The 15,428-nt window shown below is 70.0% G+C and carries 17 protein-coding genes and 1 pseudogene; 13 read left to right on the top strand and 5 right to left on the bottom strand.

Annotated elements, in window-relative coordinates; genetic code table 11:
* The first annotated feature begins 2 nt into the window (after positions 1-2).
* The 5 genes from menD to ACTIFV_RS10440 all read left to right on the top strand — a co-directional run bounded on the left by menD (position 3) and on the right by ACTIFV_RS10440 (position 4,769).
* Positions 3-1,835, top strand: coding sequence for a 2-succinyl-5-enolpyruvyl-6-hydroxy-3-cyclohexene-1-carboxylic-acid synthase (gene menD, locus ACTIFV_RS10460; RefSeq protein ID WP_439592715.1), 1,833 nt, complete (start codon positions 3-5; stop codon positions 1,833-1,835).
* Between the two features lie 19 nt (positions 1,836-1,854).
* A complete protein-coding gene (locus ACTIFV_RS10455; protein ID WP_439592714.1) occupies positions 1,855-2,718 on the top strand; it encodes a polyphosphate kinase 2 family protein in 864 nt (287 codons plus the stop codon).
* A 141-nt stretch (positions 2,719-2,859) separates the two neighbouring features.
* Entirely contained in the window at positions 2,860-3,219 is a 360-nt protein-coding gene (locus ACTIFV_RS10450; protein WP_439592713.1) for a PadR family transcriptional regulator, read from the top strand.
* A gap of 3 nt (positions 3,220-3,222) precedes the next feature.
* The gene (locus tag ACTIFV_RS10445) at positions 3,223-4,125 is read left to right on the top strand and encodes a permease prefix domain 1-containing protein (protein ID WP_439592712.1); all 903 of its coding nucleotides are present in this window, start codon (positions 3,223-3,225) and stop codon (positions 4,123-4,125) included.
* A complete protein-coding gene (locus tag ACTIFV_RS10440) occupies positions 4,125-4,769 on the top strand; it encodes a DUF998 domain-containing protein (protein ID WP_439592711.1) in 645 nt (214 codons plus the stop codon). The genes ACTIFV_RS10445 and ACTIFV_RS10440 overlap by 1 nt, the downstream gene beginning before the upstream one ends.
* Before the next feature lie 109 nt (positions 4,770-4,878).
* On the opposite strand, the gene ACTIFV_RS10435 is transcribed toward ACTIFV_RS10440, so the two are convergent.
* Positions 4,879-6,171: an isochorismate synthase gene (locus ACTIFV_RS10435; protein WP_439592710.1), complete on the bottom strand. Its 1,293-nt coding sequence runs from the start codon at positions 6,169-6,171 to the stop codon at positions 4,879-4,881.
* Positions 6,172-6,283: 112 nt separating this feature from the next.
* Here ACTIFV_RS10435 and ACTIFV_RS10430 point away from each other — a divergent pair, with 112 nt between their 5' ends.
* From ACTIFV_RS10430 to ACTIFV_RS10410, 5 genes are all read left to right on the top strand, one after another.
* Positions 6,284-6,835 carry a DUF402 domain-containing protein gene (locus tag ACTIFV_RS10430; protein ID WP_439592709.1) on the top strand — a complete coding sequence of 184 codons (552 nt, stop codon included), beginning with the start codon at positions 6,284-6,286 and terminating at the stop codon, positions 6,833-6,835.
* Positions 6,836-6,907: 72 nt separating this feature from the next.
* Positions 6,908-7,645, top strand: a complete 738-nt coding sequence (locus tag ACTIFV_RS10425) for a demethylmenaquinone methyltransferase (RefSeq protein ID WP_439592708.1) — start codon at positions 6,908-6,910, stop codon at positions 7,643-7,645.
* Positions 7,646-7,654: 9 nt separating this feature from the next.
* Entirely contained in the window at positions 7,655-8,710 is a 1,056-nt protein-coding gene (locus tag ACTIFV_RS10420; protein ID WP_439592707.1) for a polyprenyl synthetase family protein, read from the top strand.
* A 57-nt stretch (positions 8,711-8,767) separates the two neighbouring features.
* On the top strand, positions 8,768-10,141 hold the full coding sequence (locus ACTIFV_RS10415; protein ID WP_439592706.1) for an FAD-dependent oxidoreductase: 1,374 nt from the start codon (positions 8,768-8,770) through the stop codon (positions 10,139-10,141).
* A gap of 19 nt (positions 10,142-10,160) precedes the next feature.
* A complete protein-coding gene (locus ACTIFV_RS10410) occupies positions 10,161-11,165 on the top strand; it encodes an alpha/beta hydrolase (RefSeq protein WP_439592705.1) in 1,005 nt (334 codons plus the stop codon).
* 3 nt (positions 11,166-11,168) lie between these two features.
* Here ACTIFV_RS10410 and ACTIFV_RS10405 read toward each other — a convergent pair whose 3' ends face one another.
* Genes ACTIFV_RS10405 through ACTIFV_RS10395 form a run of 3 tightly spaced genes read right to left on the bottom strand, consistent with a single transcriptional unit; the run spans position 11,169 to position 13,566 of the window.
* Complete coding sequence (locus tag ACTIFV_RS10405) at positions 11,169-11,897, bottom strand: hypothetical protein (RefSeq protein WP_439592704.1); 729 nt, start codon at positions 11,895-11,897, stop codon at positions 11,169-11,171.
* Between the two features lie 41 nt (positions 11,898-11,938).
* Positions 11,939-13,177 carry an RNA polymerase sigma factor gene (locus ACTIFV_RS10400; RefSeq protein ID WP_439592703.1) on the bottom strand — a complete coding sequence of 413 codons (1,239 nt, stop codon included), beginning with the start codon at positions 13,175-13,177 and terminating at the stop codon, positions 11,939-11,941.
* Positions 13,174-13,566, bottom strand: a complete 393-nt coding sequence (locus ACTIFV_RS10395) for a YciI family protein (protein WP_439592702.1) — start codon at positions 13,564-13,566, stop codon at positions 13,174-13,176. Before ACTIFV_RS10395 ends, ACTIFV_RS10400 begins: the two co-directional genes overlap by 4 nt.
* 207 nt (positions 13,567-13,773) lie before the next feature.
* Between ACTIFV_RS10395 and ACTIFV_RS10390 the strand changes: the two genes are divergently transcribed.
* From ACTIFV_RS10390 to ACTIFV_RS10380, 3 genes and pseudogenes are all read left to right on the top strand, one after another.
* Complete coding sequence (locus ACTIFV_RS10390) at positions 13,774-14,067, top strand: ArsR/SmtB family transcription factor (RefSeq protein WP_439592701.1); 294 nt, start codon at positions 13,774-13,776, stop codon at positions 14,065-14,067.
* Positions 14,060-14,449, top strand: coding sequence for a VOC family protein (locus ACTIFV_RS10385; protein WP_439592700.1), 390 nt, complete (start codon positions 14,060-14,062; stop codon positions 14,447-14,449). Before ACTIFV_RS10390 ends, ACTIFV_RS10385 begins: the two co-directional genes overlap by 8 nt.
* Positions 14,450-14,620: 171 nt before the next feature.
* A pseudogene (locus ACTIFV_RS10380) lies at positions 14,621-14,992 on the top strand (DUF2510 domain-containing protein); the annotation flags it as partial.
* A gap of 338 nt (positions 14,993-15,330) precedes the next feature.
* Here the strand turns inward: ACTIFV_RS10380 and ACTIFV_RS10375 are convergent.
* Positions 15,331-15,428 (bottom strand): integrase core domain-containing protein (locus tag ACTIFV_RS10375; protein WP_439593077.1); only part of this gene is annotated, 98 nt, incomplete at its 5' end.

Below are 15,428 nucleotides of genomic sequence, written 5' to 3'. Positions count from 1 at the left end.
CCGTGGCGAGCGCGCACGGCGTGGACGCGTCGCGCCCTGATGGGGATCGTTCGCCGGCGACGGATGCCGCGTCCGCGCTCCTGTGCGCACTGATCGAACACGGGGTCCGGCACATCGTGCTCAGCCCGGGCTCGCGGTCGCAGGCGCTCGCGCTCGTGGCGGCGGAACTCGAACGGCGCGGCCTCGTGCACCTGCATGTGCGGATCGACGAGCGCGTGTCGGGATTCACGGCGCTCGGCATCGGACGCGAGAGCGCGATGCCCGCGGTCGTCGTCTGCACCTCGGGGACGGCTGCGGCGAACCTGGTGCCCGCAGCCCTCGAAGCACACCACGCCGGTGTGCCGCTCATCCTCCTCACCGCCGATCGGCCCCCCGAGCTGCGTGGCGTCGGCGCCAACCAGACGACACGACAGCCCGGCATGTTCTCGCCGAACACGAGGTACGAGGCCGATCTGCCGACGCCCGAGACCGTGGACGCGGAGGGCGACGACGAGCAGAGCGCGATGCTCCGCGCCGTCGCGGCCGACGCCGTCGCCGCGGCTCTCGGCGCGGGCCTTCGCTCCGCGGGCCCTGTGCACATCAACCTCCCCTATCGCGAGCCGCTCGCCGGGGCGCTGCCGGAGTGGCTCGGCGTGCCCGAGACCGAACTCGCCGTCGAGCCCGACGTCGACCTCGACGCACCGCCCGAGCCGCAGGCTCCGGACGAAGAGGCCTTCGGCGCCCTATACCAGGGCGGCGGAGGAATCGGCGAGGCGGACCTGCCGGCCGAGCCCGACGACGACCCCTTCGTGCTCGAACGCGGACCCCGCACGATCGTCGTGGCGGGCGCCGATGCGGGCCCGACGGCAGAAGAGCTCGCGCATCTGGGCGGCTGGCCGCTCGTCGCCGAGATCGTGAGCGGTGCGCGCTACGGTCGGCACCTCGTGCACGGCTATCGCACCCTCCTCGCCGACCCGGCACTCGGCGGTCGCGTCGAGCGCGTCGTCGTCCTCGGCCATCCCACGCTCTCGCGCGAGGTGGCCGCGCTCCTGTCGCGCCCCGATGTCGAGGTGCTCGCCCTCCGGGGTCCCGGCGAACCGCTCAACCTCAACGGCGAGACCGTCGCGATCGACTCCGTCGCGGTCGCGTCGGGCGAGGCCGATCGAGAGTGGCTCGGAGAATGGATGCTGGCATCCCGCGCGGCATCCATCGACCTCTCTCCGCCCGCCCCCGACGCCGCCGCCCTCTCCTCGGCCGTGCCGAACGAGCGACTCGGCGCGATCGCGGCGGAGCTCGCGGTCGTGCGGGCGCCGCTGGACCGCACCACGCTCGTGGACGCCGTGTGGCGGGCGACGTGGCCGCACGATCGCCTGGTCTTCGGCTCGTCGCGGCTCGTGCGCGTCGCCGACACCGTGCTGGGCGGCAAGAAGGTGCGCGTGCATTCCAACCGGGGTCTCGCCGGCATCGACGGCACGATCGCGACCGCGACCGGCGTCGCCCTCGCCAGCCAGGCCGGCGGAGAAGCGGGGGTCACGCGCGTGCTGCTGGGCGACCTGACCCTTCTGCACGATGTGGGTGCGCTGCTCCTGCCGCCGGGGGAGCGCGAGCCCCGCATCCAGGTCATCGTCGGCAACGACGGCGGCGGGACGATCTTCGACGGACTCGAAGTCGCGGCCGTCGCCGGAGGCGACGCGATGAATCGCGTGCTGTACACGCCGCACACGACCCGGCTCGAGCACCTCGCCCTCGCCTACGGCTGGGAGTACCAGCGCGTCACGACGCGCACGGCTCTCGATCAGGCGCTCACGTCGCCCGTCGGCGGTCGGCAGCTCATCGAGGTTCCGCTCGAGCGCTGACCCCGGCCAGAATGGGCGCATGACCGCGAAGAGCCAGCACTACTGGACGACCGATGCGAGCGACATCCTGCGGGTGGACGCGGGATTCCGTCTCGCCGACGTCGATCCCCGATCCACTCCGGGGCACACCGGGCGCAAGGACCACGGCACGCAGGACCTCGCGACCGGCGTCGCCGAGCTCGACGAGTACCAGGAGCGGCTGTACGCGGCATCCCGATCCGACGCCACCGACGCGAGCGTGCTGCTCGTGCTGCAGGCGATGGACTCCGCCGGCAAGGGCGGGATCATCCGGCACGTCGTGGGCTCGGTCGACCCGCAGGGGGTCATGCTCACCGCGTTCAAGAAGCCGACGGCCGAGGAGCTCAGCCACGACTTCCTGTGGCGCATCGAGAAGCGCGTTCCCGAGCCGGGCTTCATCGGGGTCTTCGACCGCTCGCACTACGAAGACGTGCTCATCGGACGCGTGCGGCAGCTCGCGCCGGCCGACGAGATCGAGCGCCGCTACGGGGCGATCAACGACTTCGAGAAGCGGGTGACGGATGCCGGCACCCGCATCGTCAAGGTCATGCTGCACATCTCACCCGAGGAGCAGAAGGCGCGGCTGGGGGAGCGGCTCGAGCGGCCGGACAAGCACTGGAAGTACAACCCCGGCGACATCGACGAGCGCGAGCTGTGGCCCGCCTACATGGACGCGTACCAGACCGTCTTCGAGCGGACGTCGACGGATGCCGCGCCCTGGCACGTCGTGCCCGCTGACCGCAAGTGGTACGCGCGCCTCGCGGTGCAGGCTCTCCTGCTCGAGGCTCTCGAGAAGATCGATCCGCAGTGGCCGGCCGCGACGTTCGACGTCGCCGTCGAGAAGGCGCGGCTCGCGGCATCCTGACCCCGCCCCTGCGCCCCGAGTGTCCACGGAGTGCGGTCATGACGGCGCCATAGCCGCGATCTGTGGACACTCAGCGGGGGAGAGGTGTCCTTCGCATAGATAACTGCTCGATTTAGTAGTTGATCTGATACAGTACTTGACATGACCAAAGACGATGCCTTCGCCGCCGATCTGCTGCGCGGTCACACCGACACGATCGTGCTCGGTGTGCTGCGTCGCGGTGACAGCTACGGCTTCGAGATCTACAAGGCCATCCGCGAGGCGACCGGCGGCGACCACGAGATCAAAGAGGCCACGCTGTACGCCACCTACCGCCGCCTCGAGAAGGACGGCCTCGTCGAGTCCTACTGGGGCGACGAGACGCAGGGCGGCCGGCGCAAGTACTACCGGATCACCGACGCGGGGCGCGCGGTCTTCCGCTCCAACGTCACGGCCTGGGTCGCCACCCGCCGTGTCATCGACTCCCTCCTCGACGTCGCGTCGAACACTCCGAAGGACTGAACCATGAACACCGACATCCACCGTCTGCTCGACGAGGCGTTCGCCGGCGTCGAGATGACCCCCGATGCGCAGGATCTGAAGGAGGAGGTCCGCGCGAACCTCGTCTCGCGTACGGCGGAGCTCGAGGCATCCGGCCGCACCCCTTCCGACGCGGCGCGCATCGCCGTCGCGGAGCTCGGCGACGTGCGCGAGCTGCTGGGCGAGATTCCGGATGCCGCGCCCCGTGCGCCTGCGGGCGACTACGCCGCGCAGCTGCAGCGCCACCACGTGCGTCCCAGGGTGGGCTTCGTCGTGCGGGCCGTCGTCTGGTCGCTCGCGGCCGTCGTCGGCATCGCGCTGGGCGTCCTCGGTGCGACCGGCGTGCTGCCTGTCGTCGTCGGGCCCGTGATCGGGTTCTTCGGCATGGCCGCGACCGCGCTCGGACTCCTCGTCGGCGATTCGCTGCATCAGGAGACCAGCACCAACCATCCGATGCCCGAGAACCGCGCGGGCGGGTTCGCGGGTGCCACGTTCCTCGCTGCGTACGGGCTGTTCTTCGGCTTCCTGGTCGCCGTCGGCGCACTGCCGATCTGGTGCATCGTGTTCGCCGCGCTCGGCGTGATCGCCGCGATCGTGCTGTTCGCATTCCTCGGGGCGAGTCAGACCAATCGTCACAAGGCGTGGGTCCGGCAGGCGAGGGCGCACGAGCCGGTGAACCGCTTCGAGCGCGAGCCTGAGACCGCCGCCCGCTTCGGGATCTACTCGGCCGTCATCTGGCTCGTGACCTTCGCGGTCATCGCGGTGCTGATCTTCACCGTCGGCTGGTGGTGGGCGCCGCTCGCCTTCGCGGGGGGCTTCGCGGTCATGATGCTCGTGCTCGCGCGGATGCTGTTCGCGACCGAGAAGCAGGATCGGACGGCCCGCTGATGCGCGCGCTCACCTGGCTCACGGTCGCCGGCGCCGCGGTCTTCACGGTCGCATGGATCGTGCTCGGAGCCGTGAGCCCCGGGTACGAGCTCTTCGGCAACAGGATCGCGCCGTACTCGTGGATCAGCCAGCCTGTGAGCGGGCTCGGGCTGGGGGTCACCGGCCCGTGGATGAACGCGGCGTTCATCGTCGGTGGTCTGCTCGTGCTCGCGGGCACTCTCGCGACAGCCCCTTTCTGGTGGCATCGGGGAGGACTCGGACGCGCGGCGATCGTGCTCAAGTCGCTGTCGGGCGTCGGCATGGTCGTATGCGGTGCCTTCACGCTTGAGTCGATGATGCTCCACCTGACGGGCTTCCTCCTCGCCGTGCCGCTGCCCGCGGTGGGGTTCGCGCTCGCGGGGCTGTCCCTGCGACGCGAGCACTCGGGGCTCGGTCTCATCGGGATGGTCGGGGGCGGGGCATCCCTCGTCCTCTTCGCGATCTTCATGGCGATCTTCGATGCGACCGGCGCGGGCGGCAACGTGGGAATCGCCGGCCTCGTGCAGCGCGTGCTCATCGTCGTCACGCTCGCGACGCTGTCGACGCTCGCCGTCGGCTCGGTGCGCGTCGCCGCGCCGGCCCGCGCGCTCGCCGTCCACGCCTGAGTCCTGTCGCGCCGCAGTGTGCACAGCGTCGGGGATCCCCGACGCCACGCCGACAGCGGCAGAGGGATGACGGAGCGCCGCGCGGGATCCCCGACGCTGTGATCGGGGCTCAGGCGAGCGCGTCGACGATCGGGCGGAACTTCACCCGGGTCTCGAGCAGCTCGGTCTCGGGCTCGCTGCCCGCGACGATGCCCGCGCCCGCGTGCGCGACGACCGGGATGGTGTCGGAGTACGCCGAGAAGCTCCGCAGGAACGGCGCCCCGACCTGGGCGCAGCGCAGGGCGATCGCCCACTCGCCGTCGCCGTTCGCGCCGACCCAGCCCACCGGACCCGCATAGCGCCCGCGGTCGAAGGGCTCGAGCCGCCGGATCAGTTCGATCGCCGCGTCCGTCGGGGTGCCGGCCACGGCCGCCGTCGGGTGCAGCCCCGCGACGAGATCGAGCGCGGATGCCCCGTCGTCGAGGTCGCCGGCCACGTCGGTCGCGAGGTGCCAGAGGTTCGGCAGCTCGAGCGTGAACGGCTCCCGATCGGCGCGCAGCGACCGGGTGTGGGGGCCGAGCACGTCGAGCACGCTGCGAACGGCGTAGCGGTGCTCGTCGAGGTCCTTCGAGCTCGACGCGAGGGCGAGGGATGCCGCGGCATCCTCGTCCGCGTCGGCACCCCGCGCCGTCGTGCCGGCGAGCACCCGCGCCGTCACGGTGCCGCCCGCAACCGTGACGAGGGTCTCGGGGCTCGCCCCGATGAGGCCGTCGACGGCGAAGGTCCACGTGTCGGGATACCCGGTCGACAGTGCGCGGATGAGGCGACGCAGGTCTGCCCCGGCCGGAATCGTGCCCACGAGGTCGCGGGCGAGCACGACCTTCGCGACCTCGCCCGCGGCGATCGCGTCGAGGCCGGCGCGCACGGCGGCCTGATATCCCGCGGGGTCGAGCTCGCCCGGTCCGAGCGTCGCGGACCAGTGCGGGCCGTACGACTGAGGCGCGAACGGCGGGTCCTCGTCCGGTGCGACGGCGTCGAGGTTGCGGATGCGGGTGACCCACGAGCGGCCATCGCGCCGGCCGACGATGAGCGGAGGGACCATCAGGGCGGCGGACCGCTCGGAGCGCGCGTCGAACGGGAAGGCGCCGAACGCGACGAGGCCCGTGCCGGGAAGGTGCACGTCGTCGTCGACCTCGGCGGCGGAGCACAGCCAGCGCCAGCCGTCGGCGTGGGGCGCGGCATCCATCGTCACGTGCCGCCCCGGCGCGTAGCCCGCGATCGGGCGCCCGATGCCGACGATGCCGTCGCCGCGGCGGAGGAAGGCGAGCGGCTCGGACGGTGAGGTGTACGAGATGAGGTCGTCGATCGCCTCCACCTCGCGGGTGTGCGCGACCAGGCGCGGAGGGCGATGCTGGTCGGTCACGCATCCAGCCTACGACCGCGCAGCGGGGGGTCAGGCGAAGAACGACTCAGCCGCCGAGCACTCGACCCCGCTCGCGGAGCCGGCGCCGCGCGCAGATGCCTAGACTCGCAGCATGAGCGCGATCCCCGTCCGTCCCGAGCCCGGAACGCGGCTCGTGTTCCGCTGGCGCAAGTGGGACGGCGGTCCGCACTGGGCGCACGACTGCATCTACCTCGGCTCCGACGAGTGGGGTGACTGGTTCGGTCAGCCGACGGGCTGGCGCAGCCACCGGCCCGGGCGCGACTTCACCGTCGACGGACCCAACGTCACACTGCTGCCGCCGAACGGCGAGTACGTCGTCACGATCAACCAGGTGCCGCCGGCGAAGTACCGCATCTACATCGACATCTCGTGGGACGCGAAGTGGGAGGGCGACGAGCCCACCGGCATCGACATGGACCTCGATGTCGTCCTCGCCGTCGACGAGCGCGGACTGTTCATCGACGACCAGGACGAATGGGCCGAGCACCGGGTCGCGTACGGCTATCCGCTCGAGATCGTCGACAAGCTCGAGGCGCGCGCCGTCGATCTGGAACGACGGGTGGATGCCGGCGAGCCGCCGTTCGACACGGCGACGGGCGACCGCTGGCTCGCGCGCCTCGCGGCCCTCCCGATCGTCGAATAGCCCCGCCCGACCTGCGAGAGACGCCACCCGCACATCGGCCGGACGTGCGGACGCGGAACCTAGACTGGACGCGTGACCGAGCCCCAGCCTGACCGCGCCGACGCGAACCGAGCAGATCTCGGCAAGGACCCGGCGAAGGTCAGCGGCATGTTCGATCAGGTGGCGCAGCGATACGACCTCACCAACGACGTCCTCAGCCTCGGCAACGACCGTCTGTGGCGGGTCGCCACGACACGCGCCGTCGCACCGCAGCCGGGGCAGCGCATCCTCGATCTCGCCGCCGGCACGGGGGCGTCGAGCGTCTCCCTCGCCCGCAGCGGCGCAGAGGTGGTCGCGGCCGACTTCTCGCCCGGCATGATCGCCGAGGGCCGCAGGCGGCACTCCGGCATCCCGAACCTCACCTTCGAAGAAGCGGATGCCACGGCCCTGCCGTTCGACGACGACTCGTTCGACACCGTCACGATGTCGTTCGGGCTGCGCAACGTCAACGAGCCCAAGAAGGCCATCGCCGAGCTGCTGCGCGTGACCAGGCCGGGCGGGCGACTCGTGGTCTGCGAGTTCTCGCACCCGCCGTCGCCGGCCTTCAACGGCCTGTACCGCTTCTACAACGACCGCATCCTGCCGGTCGTCGCCCGGGCGATGAGCTCGAACGCCGAGGCTTACGACTACCTCAACGAGTCGATCCGGGACTGGCCCGACCAGTCGACGCTGTCGGCGTGGATCCGGCAGGCCGGCTGGAGCGACGTCGCGTATCGCAACCTCTCGTTCGGCATCGTCGCACTTCACCGGGCCACCAAGCCCGCCGGGTAGGCTGGACCCGTGACTCCCTCAGCTCCGGGCTCGCGGATCGCGGGCAAGCTGGGCCTCAAAGATCGCATCTTCGCCGGCCCGCGTTCCCGGCGACTGCTCGCCACGGTCGAAGCCGGCCTCGAGCAGGTCGACGCGGCGCTGGCCAGTGAGCTGCGCGTGACCGACGCGCTGGCCGATTCCGCGAGCCGGTACCTGTACGAAGCGGGTGGCAAGCGCGTGCGTCCGATGCTCGCGATCCTGACAGCTCAGCTCGGCGAGGGCACGACTCCCGCCGTCATCGAGGGAGCCGCCGCTCTCGAGATGACCCACCTCGGTTCGCTCTACCACGACGACGTGATGGATGACGCCGACAAGCGTCGTGGCGTGCCCAGTGCCCACGCGGTGTGGGGCAACAACGTCGCGATCTTGACGGGCGACCTGCTGTTCTCCCGCGCGAGCCAGATCATGGCGCGGCGGGGCGAGCAGGCGATCCAGCTCCAGGCCGACACCTTCGAGCGGCTCGTCCTCGGCCAGATGCACGAGACGCTCGGCCCCGGCGAGGGCGCCGACCCCGTCGCGTTCTACCTGCAGGTGCTGTCCGACAAGACCGGCTCGCTCATCGCCGCCGCCGCTCAGGCGGGGGTCATCTTCTCGAACGGGCCCGTCGAGCTCGAGCGGCCGATGGTCGTCTTCGGGGAGAAGGCGGGCGTCGCCTTCCAATTGCTGGATGACGTCATCGACCTGTCGTCCGACCCCGACGAGACGGGCAAGGTGCCCGGCACCGACCTGCGCGCGGGCGTGCCCACGATGCCGTATCTGCTGCTCGGGCAGCGGACGGATGAGGCATCCATCGCCTTGCGCACGACGATCGACGACGGGGTCGCCCGCATCGCCGACGGCGCGGACCCGTCGATCCTCGATGCGCCCCTCGCCCAGCTGCGCGAGCACGAGGCGACGCAGGCCACGCTCGACCTCGCGAACGCGTGGTCTCGGGAGGCGATCGACGCCCTCGCCCCGGTTCCGGACGGACCCGTCAAAGAGGCGCTGACGCGCTTCGCGCAGGCCGTCGCCGACCGCTCCAGCTGACACCGCGCGCGTTCGTCACGCCGCGCGCGCTCAACGACCGAAAGAGGAAGACTCTCCATGACCAAGCTCCGACTGGCAATCGTCGGCGCCGGGCCCGCGGGCATCTACGCCGCCGACATCCTCCTCAAGGCCGAGCGCAAGTTCGACGTCTCGATCGACCTCTTCGAGCAGCTTCCCGCTCCGTACGGCCTCGTGCGGTACGGGGTCGCGCCCGATCATCCGCGCATCAAGGGCATCATCACGGCGCTGCGCGAAGTGCTCGACCGCGGCGACATCCGCATCTTCGGAAACGTCCGCTTCGGCGAGGACATCACGCTCGAGGATCTGAAGCAGCACTACAACGCGGTGATCTTCGCGACCGGCGCCATCCACGACGCCGACCTCGAGATCCCCGGCATCGACGCGGTGGGCTCGTACGGCGCCGCCGACTTCGTCAGCTGGTTCGACGGACACCCCGACGTGCCGCGCGAATGGCCGCTCGAGGCCGAGTCGCTGGCGGTCATCGGCAACGGCAACGTCGCGCTCGACGTCGCGCGCATGCTCGCGAAGCACGCCGAAGATCTGCTGCCGACCGAGATCCCAGACAACGTGCACGCGGGGCTCGCGGCATCGCCCGTCACCGACGTGCACGTCTTCGGCCGCCGGGGCCCTGCGCAGGTCAAGTTCACGCCGCTCGAGCTGCGCGAGCTCGGCGAGCTGCGCGATGTCGACATGGTCGTCTACGACGAGGACTTCGACTACGACGAGGCATCGAAGGCCGCGATCGCGTCGAACAAGCAGGTCATGGTGATCGACCGCGTCCTGCAGTCGTGGCGCAAGCGGCCGAGTGTCAACAACGCCGGAGGCGAGGCATCCCGCCGCCTGCACTTCCACTTCTGGGCGAAGCCCGTCGAGGTCAAGACCGACGACGACGGCCGCGTGGCGTCGTTCGTCTACGAGCGCACGCGCCCCGACGGCCAGGGCGGTGTCGTGGGCACGGGCGAGCTGCGCGAGGTGCCGATCCAGGCGATCTATCGCGCGGTCGGCTACTTCGGCTCGCCGCTCGCGGGCGTGCCCTTCGACAAGCGGCACGGCGTCATCCCCAACCATGAGGGCCAGGTGCTGCGCAAGGACTCGAACGAGCGGGTTCCGGGTGTGTACGCGACGGGATGGATCAAGCGCGGGCCGGTGGGTCTCATCGGCCACACGAAGTCCGACGCGATGGAGACGATCCGTCACCTCATCAACGACCAGGGCTCGTGGTGGCACCCGACCGAGACGGCCGAAGAGGCGATCCCCGCACTCCTCGCCGAGCGCGGCGTCGCGTGGACCGACCTCGACGGCTGGCACCGGCTCGATGAGCACGAGATCGCGCTGGGCGCTCCGCACGAGCGCGCGCGCATCAAGGTCGTCCCGCGCGACGAGATGGTGAAGATCTCGCGCGGGGAGTGACCCCCACTAGGCTGGCGCGATGACGAGCGAGTGGGTCACGGACGTCCTCGGAGAGCCGTTCGATCAGCTGACGATTCCACTCGGCACCGACGACGAAGGCGACATCTTCGCGACGGTCGTGCGCCTGCTTCCCGAACACGCGATCCTCGGTGGCATCTTCGGCGATCATCGCCCGTTCCACGACATCGACGTGCTGTACGTGCACGGGTGGTCGGACTACTTCTTCCAGAAGCGCCTGGCCCGGTTCTGGGCGTCGCGTGGGGCCCGGTTCTTCGCGCTCGATCTGCGCAAGTACGGCCGCAGCCTGCGTCCCGGCCAGACTCCCGGCTACATCGCGGATCTGCACGACTACGACGCCGACATCGGCGCTGCGCTCGAGGCGATGGGCCGCGGCACCGACGGTGCGGGGGAGCGCCGGCTCGTTCTGATGGGCCATTCGACGGGCGGCCTCACGCTCAGTCTCTGGGCCGCGCGGCATCCCGAGCACATCGCGGCCGTCGTGCTGAACAGTCCGTGGCTCGAGTTCCAGCTGAGCGCGACCACGCGTGCCGCCATCTCGCCCGTGCTGGGCATCCATTCCCGCTACCGTCCCTTCGATCTGTGGCCGCAGACCGACCTCGGCTTCTACACCCGGGCGCAGAGCGAGGTCGCCGATCCCGACGATCCCGTCGAGGTGAACCTCGCGTGGCGGCCCGCGCAGACCATGCCGGTGCATGTGGGATGGATGCACGCCGTCATCGCGGGTCACGCAGCGGTCGCCGCAGGGCTGGGTATCACGGTGCCCGTCTGCGTCCTGCTGTCGGCCCGATTCGTACCGCCGACCCGCTGGGCCGAGGAGCTCACATCCGCCGACACGGTGCTCGTGGTCGACGACATCGCGCGGGCGGCTCTCAAGCTCGGCCGCTCGGTCACGATCGAGCGGATCGACGGCGCGCTCCACGACGTGTTCCTGTCGCGTCACGACGCGCGGGAGGATGCATACTCCCGCCTCGAAAGGTGGACGACCGCGATGCTCGCGCGCTGACGCTCAGCGACGCCGGCGTGCGCGCGGCTGCAGATGCGCGGGCAGTTCATGCATCGTGCGGCGCGGCCCGTAGCGACGCCAGACCTCGAGGTACGCCCGGTAGACCGACATGCCGGATGCGAGGATGACGAGCAGTCCGGACAGGATGCCCGCCGCGATCGCCCAGCCGACCGACAGCCCGGTCAGTGTGACGAGGCCTCCGACGAAGAGCCCGAGTACGCAGGCGTTCACGATCACGATGAGGAAGGCCGAGCTGCCGCCCATGACGTTCGCGTCTGTGCGCCGCACCATCGGCGAGTAGGTGACCTGCATCCCGAGCATGTCGTCGGTCGTCGCCTCGAGGAAGTACTCCTCGACTTTCGGGTCGAGGTCGACGTACGCGCCGCGCAGCCGGTTCATCGCCGTGACGAACATCATGTCGTCCTCGGCGACGTTGAGGACCCTGATCTGCGTCAGAAGACCGACGATGCCGAGGAAGGCGAGGATCGAGAGCGCTGCGGCGGGGAACCAATCCGAGAAATCCGTTGCCTGACCGAGCAGCCCGATCGTCACGAGCCCGGCCGAGACGAGCGTCAGGAAGATCGTGATGCGCGTGAGGACCTCGCTCTGCGTGGTGCCGCGCGCTGCGAGCAGGCCCCAGTGCTCCGTCGCGAGGATCTGCGCGCGGCGGGCGAGCACGGCATCGGACTCCGGAGGCTCCGGCGTGGATGGCGCGGCTGCTTCGGCGGCCATGGCCGCGATTGTCCTCCTGGCGGCGCCGACGCGCCAGGGGGCTAGCGTGCACCGCCGAGCTGATCGAGGCGGCGGGTCAGATACGCGCGCTCGCCGGGATTGCCCGCGAGGTGGATGGCGCGCTCGTAGGCCGCGCGCGACTCGTCGCTGCGCCCGATACGGCGCAGGATGTCGGCGCGTGCCGCATGGTAGGCGTGGTAGCCGTCCAGGGGTTCTCGCAGGCGCTCGAGCTCAGCCAGTGCCACGTCGGGGCCGTCGACCTCGGCGATCGCGACAGCGCGGTTGAGACGAACGATCGGCGACGCATCGGCCGCGATCAGCCGGTCGTAGAGGGCGATGATCTGCGACCAGTCGGTGTCCCCGGCGGAACGAGCGGCGGTGTGCACGGCGTTGATCGCAGCCAGCAGCTGGTACCGCCCGGGCGGCACGCCGGTCGCGATCCGCTCCCGCACGAGGGCGTGGCCCTCGAGGATCATGGCGCGGTCCCACGAGCCGCGGTCCTGCTCTTCGAGCGTCACCAGTTCACCGGTCCGGGACACGCGCGCAGGACGCCGGGCGTCGCTCAGGAGCATGAGGGCGAGGAGCCCGGCCGCTTCCCCCTCGTCGGGCAGCAGCGCGTGCAGCAGGCGGGCGAGACGGATCGCCTCGTCGATGAGCGCGGTCCGCAGCGGGTCGTCACCGGCGGTCGCCAGGTACCCCTCGTTGAAGATGAGGAAGACCACGGCGAGCAGGCCCGGGAGACGCTCGCGGATGTCGTCATCCGACGGCACGCGGAAGGTGACACCGGATGCCGCGATCTTCGCCTTGGCGCGGGTGATCCGCTGCGCCATCGTGGTCTCCGGCACGAAGAAGGCGCGGGCGATCTCGGCGACCGTCAGGCCGCCGAGAAGTCGCAGGGTCAGCGCCACCCGGGCCTCCATCGTCAGCACGGGATGACAGCACACGAAGACCAGCCTGAGCCGGTCGTCCTCCACCGGTCCTGTCGGCTCGTGAGGAGTGTCGTCGCGGAGCATGTCGGCCGCCTGATGCTTGTCGTAACGACGGGATTCACGGCGCAGCCGGTCGAGCGCTTTGCGCTGCGCCGTCGTGGTGAGCCACGCGCCCGGATTGGGCGGGACACCGTCTCGCGGCCACCGCTCGACCGCCGCGAGGAATGCCTCGGCGGTGGCATCCTCGGCGATGTCGAGATCGCCGAACCGGCGCGCGAGTCCGGCCACCACCCGCGCCCACTCGTCGCGGTGGGCACGGGCGATCGCCGCATCCACCGAGGGTGGCGTCACGTCTCCCGTGCGGGAGCGCCGAACTTCTCGACGATCTCGTCGAGATCCGACGGGAAGCGATGGACCTCCTGCGGCCAGTCGAGCGAGACCGCCAGGCGTCCCGCCCAATAGCGCGCCGCCTCGTCGTCGGCCGCCTCGATGACGGTGAATCCGCCGAGGTGCTCCTTGGTCTCGACGAACGGCCCGTCGGTGAAGACCGCCTTTCCGTCCTTGCTCACGACGTTGAAGATCGCGGTGGATGCATCGATCCCGCCGTCCGCATAGAGGAAGACACCCGCTTCCTGCATGTCGTCGAGCACGGCTCGCGAAGCCTCGCTCTTGCGGACCAGCTCGTCGGCGGTGTGCAGCGGCACCCACTCGTCGTTGAATGCGATCAGATACTTCGGCACTGTCGTGTCCTCTCATCAGGACGAGAGCCGTCGATGGGCTCTCGGGTCACGGCGACCCAGCGGGCCGCTCACCTGATCCACGAACGGAGGCGCCCGGATACGACACTAACGCCGAGATTCTTCCGGCGCGGGCTCGAATCTGTTGCTCGGGAGACGACGCGGCCCGTCGTCTTGACAGGCAAGTAGCAACTTGCCTAATGTGGGGGCATGGGTGATGTCTTCCGAGCGCTCGCCGACCCGACGCGGCGGACGATCCTGGACGAGCTCGTCGTCAAGGACGGGCAGTCGCTCTTCGAGATCTGCTCGCGCCTGATCATGCGGCACGGGAGCACCTCGACGCGGCAGGCGATCTCTCAGCACCTCGCGGTCCTCGAAGCGGCGGGCTTGGTCCTTTCTCACCGCGAGGGTCGAACCAAGATCCACCACCTGAACACCGAACCGCTGCGCCCGATCATCGAGCGCTGGCCACTGCAGAAACCGGAGAGCGACCACCATGCCTAGGATCACCGTCACCAGCGTCCTCGTCGACGACCAGTCGCGCGCACTGAGCTTCTACACGGACATGCTCGGCTTCGTTCCGAAGAACGACGTGGACCTCGGCGAGTTCCGTTGGCTCACCGTCGTGAGTCCGAGCGAACCCGACGGTGTCGAGCTGCTCCTCGAGCCGGACGCACACCCGGCGGCTAAGACGTTCAAGCAGGCGCTCGTCGAGGACGGCATCCCGTACACGTCCTTCGCCGTCGACGACGTCTACGAGACGCACCGCGAGCTGACCGCGCGGGGGGTGGTGTTCCCGCAGGCGCCGGCCGAGATGGGGCCGATGGTGACCGCGATCCTCGACGACACCTGCGGCAACCTGATCCAGCTCACCAGCGCGATCTGACCGGATCCTGCCTGAGGCGAACGTCGATCAGCGGTAGTTGACGGACTGCATCTGCCCGGTTGCGGGTGGTTGGCGAAAGGTGAAATCCGCGGAACCACGCGGATTTCCGGTTGTTCGCGGATGGGTCGTGGAGCCCTGAAGTGAGGATTCTGCGGACTTTCTGCGGACTGGATGCGGACTCTGAACGGTCACCCTTCGCACGTCGTGGCTACGCCCGCGGCTCCTCTCGAGGGTCGCACAGTCGACCCGCGTCCGTTCGGCGCTTTCACGGCGTATCCTCGCGCTGGCGCGCTGCGGTACTCCATGGTCACCGCACTCCCGCGCTCCGACTGCGCACCTGAGCAAGGAGCGCCGCCGCCTAACAGAATTCCGCTCTGGATGACTGACACGGCCTCCGATAGAGTCAGCGCCATTGGGGTAGTTCGTCTGGGGAGACGCTTCTGGGGAGTGGGTGCGATGGGGAGTGCGTTGCCGGGTTGGTTTCCTGACCCGACCGATAAGTCGAAGATGCGCTGGTGGGACGGCAACGGCTGGACGCCGCACGTCTCACGAGACGGCCGCGTCTGGGTCGAGACCCCGTCGGCGCCGCCGACCGGAGCGCGACTGTGGCGAATGCCGCTCTGGCTATGGATCGTGATCGGTGTCGTACTGCTCCTCCCGCTGCTGTTGCTCGCGCCGGTCGTTGCGCCGATCGCGCTCGTTGTACTCATCACCGCGCTCGTCGCGCTGATCGGTCGTCGGCAGACGTGGCTGCGCCTGGGGTCGAGAAAGTCAGCGATTGCAGTGACGTCGGTCGCCGCAGCTGTCCTCCTCGTGACGGGGAGCATCAGCGCGAGCGCGATGTCAAACATCGGCAATCAGACGCGTCTAGATGTACGGGGTCAGGACGTTGGTTGCAGTCGGCTGATCGGGGGGTTGCCTCCGAGGGCTGAGTGGCGTCGTCCAGTGTTGTAGTGCTCGAGCCAGGGGTCAAGTGCTG

It is taken from the genome of Microbacterium sp. (genome assembly GCF_051860965.1).
Lineage (GTDB): Bacteria > Actinomycetota > Actinomycetes > Actinomycetales > Microbacteriaceae > Microbacterium.
Note: the sequence above shows the minus strand (reverse complement) of the source record. Positions and strands in the feature narration are given on the sequence as shown.

What these genes read in the sequence shown, in the direction of transcription:
- ACTIFV_RS10390 (WP_439592701.1), top strand. Translation starts at nt 13,774, where the DNA reads ATGGGTGATGTCTTCCGAGCGCTCGCCGACCCGACGCGGCGGACGATC.
- ACTIFV_RS10450 (WP_439592713.1), top strand. Translation starts at nt 2,860, where the DNA reads ATGACCAAAGACGATGCCTTCGCCGCCGATCTGCTGCGCGGTCACACC.
- ACTIFV_RS10430 (WP_439592709.1), top strand. Translation starts at nt 6,284, where the DNA reads ATGAGCGCGATCCCCGTCCGTCCCGAGCCCGGAACGCGGCTCGTGTTC.
- ACTIFV_RS10455 (WP_439592714.1), top strand. Translation starts at nt 1,855, where the DNA reads ATGACCGCGAAGAGCCAGCACTACTGGACGACCGATGCGAGCGACATC.
- ACTIFV_RS10385 (WP_439592700.1), top strand. Translation starts at nt 14,060, where the DNA reads ATGCCTAGGATCACCGTCACCAGCGTCCTCGTCGACGACCAGTCGCGC.
- ACTIFV_RS10405 (WP_439592704.1), bottom strand. Translation starts at nt 11,897, where the DNA reads ATGGCCGCCGAAGCAGCCGCGCCATCCACGCCGGAGCCTCCGGAGTCC.
- ACTIFV_RS10440 (WP_439592711.1), top strand. Translation starts at nt 4,125, where the DNA reads ATGCGCGCGCTCACCTGGCTCACGGTCGCCGGCGCCGCGGTCTTCACG.
- ACTIFV_RS10415 (WP_439592706.1), top strand. Translation starts at nt 8,768, where the DNA reads ATGACCAAGCTCCGACTGGCAATCGTCGGCGCCGGGCCCGCGGGCATC.
- ACTIFV_RS10410 (WP_439592705.1), top strand. Translation starts at nt 10,161, where the DNA reads ATGACGAGCGAGTGGGTCACGGACGTCCTCGGAGAGCCGTTCGATCAG.
- ACTIFV_RS10445 (WP_439592712.1), top strand. Translation starts at nt 3,223, where the DNA reads ATGAACACCGACATCCACCGTCTGCTCGACGAGGCGTTCGCCGGCGTC.